Here is an 8183-nt window from a genome sequence, read left to right on the forward strand (position 1 = left end):
GGCAATGCGCAGGTTGCAGCGTGGACCCTGGCGTGATCTGGCTGCAGACCTCCCGGAAAAAAGGCCCGGCCAGCTGGAGCTGGTCGGGCCTTGGCAGGCATGTCCGCCCCCGGCGGGGCGGGCGAAAACCTGGTTCAGAAGGTTTCCCAATCGTCGTCGGAAGCCGTGCTGGCCGCCTTGGCCTTAGCTTTGGCCGATGCCGTCACGGCGGGCCGGGCCGGCTGTGCCGGCTGGGCCGGGCGCGCGGCGCCTGCCGGGGCAGGGGTTGCACCGGCCGCACCGGTCGCACCGGCCACACCGGTTGCAGAAGGCAGGGCGGCCGAAGCACGTGCGGGCACCGCGCGTTTGGGAGCGGAAGGCGCCAGATGCGGACGGGGCGCCGTCGGCGCGTGGCGGGGCGCTGCCACGGCGGCGGCGTGGTTGACGCCACGGCTGTTGCCCAGCATGCCGGTGGACGGCGAGAGCTTGAACACGCTGACCACTTCGGCCAGCGCCTTGGCCTGGGCCTGCAGGGCGCCGGTGGCCGCCGCCGATTCCTCCACCAGTGCGGCGTTCTGCTGGGTCATCTGGTCCATCTGCGTGACGGCCTGGTTGACCTGCTCGATACCGGCCGTCTGCTCATGGCTGGCGGCCGAGATCTCGCCCATGATGTCGGTCACGCGGCGCACGCTGGCCACGATCTCTTCCATGGTCTTGCCGGCCGAGTCGACCTGGGCGCTGCCTTCCTCGACCTTGCCCACCGAGTCGTCGATGAGCTGCTTGATCTCCTTGGCGGCGGCTGCCGAGCGCTGGGCCAGGGTGCGCACTTCCGAGGCGACGACGGCAAAGCCGCGTCCCTGGTCACCGGCGCGGGCCGCTTCCACGGCCGCATTCAGCGCCAGGATATTGGTCTGGAAGGCGATGGAGTCGATGACGCCGATGATGTCCACGATCTTGCGCGAGGCATCGTTGATGGCGGACATGGTCTGCACCACCTGGGCCACGGCCGAGCCGCCGCGCACGGCGACCTGGGAGGCGGCGGCGGCCAGCTGGTTGGCCTGCTGGGCGTTGGCGCCGTTTTGCTTGACGGTGGAGGTCAGCTCCTCCATGGAGGCGGCGGTCTGCTCCAGCGAGCTGGCCTGTTCCTCGGTGCGGGCCGACAGGTCCTGGTTGCCCGAGGCGATCTGGCCGCTGGCCGTGGCGATGGAGTCCGTGCCCTGGCGCACCTGGCCGACGATGCGCTGCAGGCTCTCGTTCATGTGCTGCAGGGCCTGCAGCAGCTGGCCGGTCTCGTCCTTGCCATGCACCTCGATGCGGCTGCCCAGGTCGCCGGCGGCCACGGCCTGTGCCAGGCTCACCGCCTGCTGCAGGGGGCGTGCCACGCTGCGGGCGATCAGCAGCGCCATGCCCAGGCCGAAGAGGACGGCCCCCGCCAGCAGGGCGATCACCCACCAGCGCGCGGCGGTGAAGATGTCGTCGCCTGCCTGGTTGGCATCCTCGATGCCCTGGGCGTTGATCTTGAGCAGTTCGTCCAGCTTGGTGTTGATGGCACGGCTGGTCTTGACCGAATCGCCGCGCAGCACCTCGGACGCCTCGTCGGTGCGCAGGGCGTGGGACAGGTCCACGATCTTTGCCGTGTGCTGCGCGTACTGTCCCAGGTCGTCCTTGATGCCGGCCATCAGCTCGCGCTCACGCGCGGTGTTGGCATAGCGCTCGAAGGCCTGCTGGTTCTTGAGCAGCTCGGACCACAGCGCCGGCATGCTCTTGTCGTAGATGGCCATTTCATCCATCGAGGTGGCCAGCACATGCTGCATGGTCTGCGAGCGGTAGCGCTGCAGCTGGTAGCGCATCTCCATGATCACGCGCTCGGCGGGCATCCAGTGGTGCGCCAGGTCGGTGGCCGTGCGGTTGACACGGTCCAGCTGGACCACGGAGAACAGGCCCAGGCCGGCGGTCAGCAGCAGCAGGGCGATGAAAGAGGCCAGCAGCTTGTGGGCCAGCTTCAGATTGCGGAAAAACATCATGGTGGGGAGTGCCGTACGGCGAGAAGCGAAAGCGGGTGAGCGGCGGTGGCTGCGAATCGAGGGGGGATGCGGTGGCGATCGGTGGCGATCAGCGGGGCCGACACTCGGCCCCGCCATGCCGCAGTTATCGGTCACTTGCCGGCGAGGCTTAGGGAAAAATAGGTCCAGTCCGAATATTTATTGCGGATTGTTACTTTTGCCGGCCAAGTTCTCCGCGCGCATGGCCTGGTCCGTTCGCATGCCCGTTCACACGTCCGTCGCCACGCCGGCTTGCAGGCTCGATGCCTGCAGCCACCGCTCCAGATCCGCTGCCGGCAGCGGGCGCGAGAACAGATAGCCCTGCGCGACCGGATAGCCCTGTTCGCGCAGGATGGTGTTCTGCGCCGCCGTCTCCACTCCCTCGGCCACCACGGTCAGGTGCAGGCTGCGGCCTATGCCCAGGATGGCGTTGCTCAGGGCCTGGGCGGCTTCGTCGTTTTCCAGGTCGGCCACGAAGCTGCGGTCCAGCTTGAGCTCGCTGACGGGCAGGCGGCGCAGGTAGCTGAGGCTGGAGTAGCCCGTGCCGAAGTCGTCCATGGACAGGCGCACGCCCTGGGAATGCACGGCCTGCAGCGTGCGCATGGTGCCCGGGTTGGTGTCCAGCAGCAGGCTTTCGGTGATCTCCAGCGTGAGGTCCTGCGGCTTGAGCGCGTTGTGCTCCAGCGTGTCGGCAATCATGCGCGGCAGGTCCAGGTTGTGAAAGCTCGTGGGCGAGAGGTTGACCGACATGGCCGGCACGTCAATGCCCCGGCTGCGCCACTCGCCCAGCTGGCGGCAGGCCTCGCGCAGTGCCCAGGTTCCCAGTTCGCCGATCAGGCCGCATTCCTCGGCCAGCGGAATGAAGCGTGCGGGCGAGATCTCGCCGAATTCCGCATGGCTCCAGCGCGCCAGGGCCTCCACGCCGTAGAGGCGCCCGTCCTTCAGGTCGAGCTGAGGCTGGTAGTGCAGGCGCAGGCCGCCGCTGCGCAGGGCGTCGCGCAGCGCCGTCTCCAGCACCAGGCGTTCCTGGGCCAAGCGGTTCATCTCGGGGCTGAAGAAGCTGTAGAGCCCGCGCCCGCCCGATTTGGCCTGGTACATGGCCATGTCGGCGCGGTGCAGCAGGGTCTCCATGTCGCGCCCGTCGGCGGGAAACACGGCAATGCCGCAACTGGCCGTGCTGGCCAGGGACACGTCGTCGATCATGCAGGGCTCGCCAAGTGCCGACTGCAGCCGCTCTATCACCTCGGCCGCCTGCGCACCGCCGCAGTGTGGCAGCACGATGACGAATTCATCGCCCGACAGGCGCCCGGCAATGTCGCCCGTGCGCAGCTCCGCCTGGATGCGCTGGGCCACGCTGCACAGCAGCCTGTCGCCGGCCGGGTGGCCCAGCGAGTCGTTGACCTGCTTGAAGCGGTCCAGGTCGATGAAGACCACGGCCAGCTCGTGGCCCTCGTGCGAAGCCACGGACAGCGCCTGCTCGGCCTGGGCCAGCAGCAGGCTGCGGTTGGGCAGGGTGGTCAGCCCGTCGTAGAAGGCCAGCTGCCGGATGCGGCGGCGTGCCTGCTCGCGCTCCAGCGCCAGCGCGCACAGGTCGGTGCAGGCCTCCACCAGCCGCTGGTGGAAGGGATCGGGGCCGGGCCGGTCGAAATGGCGGTAGTAGAAGGCAAAGGTGCCGGCCACGCCGCCCTGCAGCCCGCAGATGGGCGTGGACCAGCAGGCCGTATACCCCAGCGGCAGGATGAGGTGCTTGAAGTCGGCCCACAACGGATCGGTGGCGATGTCGCCCACCAGCACGGGCCGGTTGTGGAAGGCCGCCGCGCCGCAGGAGCCGACATTGGGGCCGATGGGCACGCCGTCCAGCGCCGCCGAATAGGAGGCCGGCAGGCTGGGCGCGGCCAGCGGATGCAGGCGGTTCTGGTCATCGACTTCCAGCACCGAGACCGCAATGTCGGGCGCAATGCGCTCCACCTCGCGGCAGACCAGGTCCAGCACCTCGGTCAGCGGCTGGTCGCGCGCCATGGCCTCCAGGGCGCGCCGCTGCAGCACCTCGTGCATCTTGGCCTCGGTGATGTCGGTGATCACGGTCACCGTGGTGTGGAGGCGGCCGTCGGGACCCATGACGGGATTGGCCTGGGCGCTGACCCAATACCGCTCGCCGTCCTTGCCGACGAGGATTTCCTCGCGGTACACCGGCTTGCCTGCGTCCAGTTCGGCGCGGTAGGCGGCCGTGAATTCGGGCGAGGCATGGGGCACCAGCAGGGCGATGGGCGCACGGCCCACGACCTCTTCGCTGCTCCAGCCGAACATGCGGGTGAAGCCTGCGTTGACATAGGAGATGGTCCAGTTGCCGTCGGCGATCACCACGGCCGCATCGGTGGCATCGGCCACCAGGGACAGGCGCCGCAAATGCTCCTGCCGTCTGCGGTCGGCCTGCACCCGGGCCGTGATGTCGGTGGCAATGCACAGCACATGGCTGAGCGCGCCCTGGGTATCCAGCACGGGGGCATAGGTGGCCTCCAGCCAGCAGGTGCTGCCGTCGCGGCGGCGGTGTTCGCCCACGCGCGAAATCGTCTCGCCCCCGCCCCAGCGCTGGCGCCACCGGCCGTAGGCGTCGGGATCGGCATGTGCCTGGGTGCACAGGTCACTGTGCAGCAGGCCCTCGGCGCCCGAGGTGGGGTAGCCAAGAATGGCTTCGTAATTGGCGTTGGCGCGCATCAGCCGGCCTTCGGGCGTGAACTCCGCCAGCGCCATGGCCTTGTCCAGCGTGCTCCACAGCGCCTGCTGCCCTGCCGTGCCTGCTACCCGCGTTTCGAACATGGTTCGCTCTCCTGATGGATGCTGAGCTGATGATGATTGTTTCCAAATGATACCGATCCGGCGCAGCAGCTGGATGTCCAGCCACACCTGATCGCACTTGCTCCCTCTGTTCGCCCTTGGATGGTCCGCCTGATGGCACTCTTAGGCAAGTGCTGCCGCTGGTTACAATGATTTGAGAATGATTCTTGTTTGATGGTGCATCCCGCCTTCAAGCCATCGGGTCCTACCATGCCATCCGCCCCAGCCTCCAGCCCCTTGCACCGCGAAATCTCCGCCCTCTATGCCGGCCACCATGGCTGGCTGCAGGGCTGGCTGCGCCGCCGACTTGGCAATGCCTGCGACGCGGCCGACCTGGCGCAGGACACCTTCATCCGCCTGCTCACCGCGCCTGCGGGCGACTTGCCCGCCCTGCGCGAGCCACGCGCCTACTTGGCCACGGTGGCGCGGCGCCTGCTGATCAACCATCTGCGCCGCCAGTCGCTGGAGCAGGCCTGGCTGCAGGCCCTGGCCGCGCTGCCAGCGCCGCAGGCGCCGTCGCCCGAGCAGCAATTGCTCATCCTGCAGGCGCTGCAGGAGGTCGACGCCATGCTCGACGGCCTGCCGCCCAAGGTGCGCGCGGTCTTCATCCTGTCCCAGGTCGAGGGGCTGACCTATGCGGCCATTGCCGAGCAACTGGGCATGGGCCTGCGTTCGGTCAAGCGCTACATGGCCCAGGCCATGGCCGAGTGCATTCTGCTGTCGGCATGAACGCCGTGGACTCCCAGGCCGCAGCGCCGCTGTCGCGCGAAATCGCCTTGCAGGCCGCCGAATGGTTTGTGCTGCTGCACTCGGGCGAGGCCAGCGAGGCCGACCACCGCGCCTTCGAGGCCTGGCGCACCCGTGCCGATGTCCATGCGCAGGCCTGGCTGCGCGCCCTGGCCGTGAGCCAGCGCGCGGGCAGCCTGCCGCCCGCACTGGGGGCACCGGCCCTGGGCCGCAAGCAGCGCCGCCTGGGCGCCATGGGCCGCCGCGATACCGTGCGCGCGCTGGCCCTGCTGATCACGGCCGCCCCCGTGGGCTGGCTGGCCTGGCGCGCCACGCCCTGGATGCAGTGGACCTCCACCCATGCGACGGCCACGGGCGAGCGCCGCGAATGGACGCTGGCCGATGGCAGCCGCATCGTGCTCGATACGGGCAGTGCCGTCGATGTGTTGTTTGATGAGGCGCTGCGCCGTGTCCACCTGAGTGAGGGCGCCGTCTTCATAGAGACCGCGCCCGACCCGCAGTCCCGGCATCGGCCCTTCGTGGTCACCACAGGGCAGGGCAGGGTGCGCGCCCTAGGCACGCGCTTTGTCGTGCGCAGTGTCCGGGAGCGCAGCGAGGTGGCCGTGCTGCAGGGTGCCGTGCAGATCACCACCCGTGGCGGCGCCGCGCAGCAGCTGCAGGCAGGCCAGCAACTTTGGTTTGACGCCATGGGCATAGGCCGTGCCGAGCCTGCGGACGCCAGCGCCGCCCAATGGGCGCGCGGCCTGCTGGCCGCAGACAACATGCGGTTGGCCGACTTTGTGGCCGAGCTGTCGCGCTACCGCTCCGGCTGGCTGCACTGCGATCCGTCTGTGGCGGATTTGCGCGTCACCGGCGCCTTTCAACTGGGCGATGCCGATACCGGCACGGACGCCGTGCTCGCCAACCTCGTGCACCTGCTGCCCGTGCAGGTCCACTACCGCACGCGCTACTGGGTGACGGTGGCGGCGCGCGGTGCACCACCGGCTTGAAATTTCTTCCGGAATCTGGCCCCTTTCTGCGGCAGGCCGTGTCCTGTTCGATGGCAACCGATTTCATCGAACGACTTCCGAAGGAAAAACAGACCATGGCTCTCCGGCCCGGCATGCGCAGCGTGGCGCGCACTCCCTCCCCCTTGCTCTTTCCACTGTCCCGGACAGGCCTCGCCGTGCTCATGGCAGCGGGCCTGGTGGCAGGCGCCGCCTTGCCGCGCGCTGCGCTGGCCCAGGCCGGTGCGGCGGCTGCCAGCGCGGTGCAGCGTCCGTTCCAGGTGCCGGCAGGCCCGCTGGCCGCCGCGCTCACGGCGTTTGCCGCTGACGCAGGCGTGAGCATCAGTGCGCCGCCCGCCCTGGTGCAGGGCCGGCGCACCCAGGGCGTGCAGGGCCGCCTCACGGTGCGCGAGGCGCTGGACCGGCTGCTGGCCGGCACCGACCTGCAGGCGCAGGCGGCGGGGGAGGGCGGTTTTGTGCTGCGTGCGGTGCCCGAGGCCACCCAGGCATCGACCGTGCTGGGTGAGGTCAGGGTGACCGCCGCGGCCCCGGCAGAAAGCCCCTGGGGCAGCACCAGCGGGTATGTGGCGCGCCGGGCCAGCACGGCCACCAAGACCGATGCGTCGATTCTGGAGGTGGCGCAATCGGTGTCCGTCATCACGCGTGACCGCATGGACGACCAGGGCGTGCGCACGCTCAACGACGCCGTGCAGTACACGGCCGGCGTGCGCACCAACACGGGTGGGGCAAATCCTGCGGACGACAGTCTGTCGGTGCGCGGCTTCAGCCAGTTCTCGGGCAATTTCTACCTGGACGGGCTGCGCCTCATGCCGCTGGGCACGCTGGGCTTTTTCGGCATGGAGCCTTACGGGGCCGAGCGCATGGAGGTCCTCAAGGGGCCGGCCTCGGTGCTGTATGGGCAGAACTCGCCGGGCGGCATCGTGAACTTCGTGTCCAAGCGGCCTTCGGCCGATGCGGTGCGCGGCATGGAGTTGTCCGTGGGCAGCCATGCTCGCCGGCAGGCGGCCTTCGACCTCGGAGGGCCGGTGGGTGACGATGGCACGGTGAGCTACCGCCTGGTGGGGCTGGCCAGGGCGGCCGACCAGCAGATCGACTTCATGCGTGATGACCGCGTCTACCTGGCGCCCAGCCTGACCTGGGCGCCGGACGCGCGCACCAGCGTCACGCTGCGCGGCTTCTACCAGAAGAACCACGCCATGATGTCCACCAACGTGCAGTGGGATGCGCTCAACGGGCGCAACCCCAATGGCCGGCTGCCCCTGAACCGCTTCCTGGGAGAGCCGGGCTTCGACCGCGAAGAGACCGAGGTCGCATCGCTGGGCTACGACGCACGCCATCAATTCGACAACGGCTGGACGCTGCGGCAGAACTTCCGCTACCTGCACGCGCGCAACCACGAGCAGTACATGTTCCGCTACGGGCCGCTGATCGACGGCTCCATCACCAACCGGGAGATCGATTCGCGCGATGGCAAGGGTGGCGTCTACACCGTGGACACCAGCCTGTCGGGCCAATTCGCGGCGGCCGGCCTGCAGCATGAACTCATCGTGGGGCTGGACTACAACCGCAGCCG

Annotated in this window: 5 protein-coding genes; 3 read left to right on the top strand and 2 right to left on the bottom strand. The window is 69.0% G+C overall.

The window, feature by feature from the left end:
- Nucleotides 1-134 precede the first annotated feature (134 nt).
- Nucleotides 135-2003, bottom strand: coding sequence for a methyl-accepting chemotaxis protein (locus ACM14_RS25950; RefSeq protein ID WP_065347765.1), 1869 nt, complete (start codon nt 2001-2003; stop codon nt 135-137).
- 246 nt (nt 2004-2249) lie between these two features.
- Nucleotides 2250-4838, bottom strand: a complete 2589-nt coding sequence (locus tag ACM14_RS25955; protein WP_065347766.1) for an EAL domain-containing protein — start codon at nt 4836-4838, stop codon at nt 2250-2252.
- Nucleotides 4839-5066: 228 nt separating this feature from the next.
- Here ACM14_RS25955 and ACM14_RS25960 point away from each other — a divergent pair, with 228 nt between their 5' ends.
- The 3 genes from ACM14_RS25960 to ACM14_RS25970 form a co-directional block, all read left to right on the top strand.
- The gene (locus tag ACM14_RS25960; protein WP_065347768.1) at nt 5067-5585 is read left to right on the top strand and encodes a sigma-70 family RNA polymerase sigma factor; all 519 of its coding nucleotides are present in this window, start codon (nt 5067-5069) and stop codon (nt 5583-5585) included.
- The gene (locus ACM14_RS25965) at nt 5564-6592 is read left to right on the top strand and encodes a FecR domain-containing protein (RefSeq protein WP_368072938.1); all 1029 of its coding nucleotides are present in this window, start codon (nt 5564-5566) and stop codon (nt 6590-6592) included. The genes ACM14_RS25960 and ACM14_RS25965 overlap by 22 nt, the downstream gene beginning before the upstream one ends.
- A gap of 95 nt (nt 6593-6687) precedes the next feature.
- The coding region (locus ACM14_RS25970; protein ID WP_175403311.1) for a TonB-dependent siderophore receptor at nt 6688-8183 on the top strand (1496 nt) is incomplete at its 3' end.

It is taken from the genome of Delftia sp. JD2 (assembly GCF_001682645.1).
Lineage (GTDB): Bacteria > Pseudomonadota > Gammaproteobacteria > Burkholderiales > Burkholderiaceae_C > Comamonas > Comamonas acidovorans.

What these genes read in the sequence shown, in the direction of transcription:
- ACM14_RS25950 (WP_065347765.1), bottom strand. Translation starts at nt 2,003, where the DNA reads ATGATGTTTTTCCGCAATCTGAAGCTGGCCCACAAGCTGCTGGCCTCT.
- ACM14_RS25960 (WP_065347768.1), top strand. Translation starts at nt 5,067, where the DNA reads ATGCCATCCGCCCCAGCCTCCAGCCCCTTGCACCGCGAAATCTCCGCC.
- ACM14_RS25955 (WP_065347766.1), bottom strand. Translation starts at nt 4,838, where the DNA reads ATGTTCGAAACGCGGGTAGCAGGCACGGCAGGGCAGCAGGCGCTGTGG.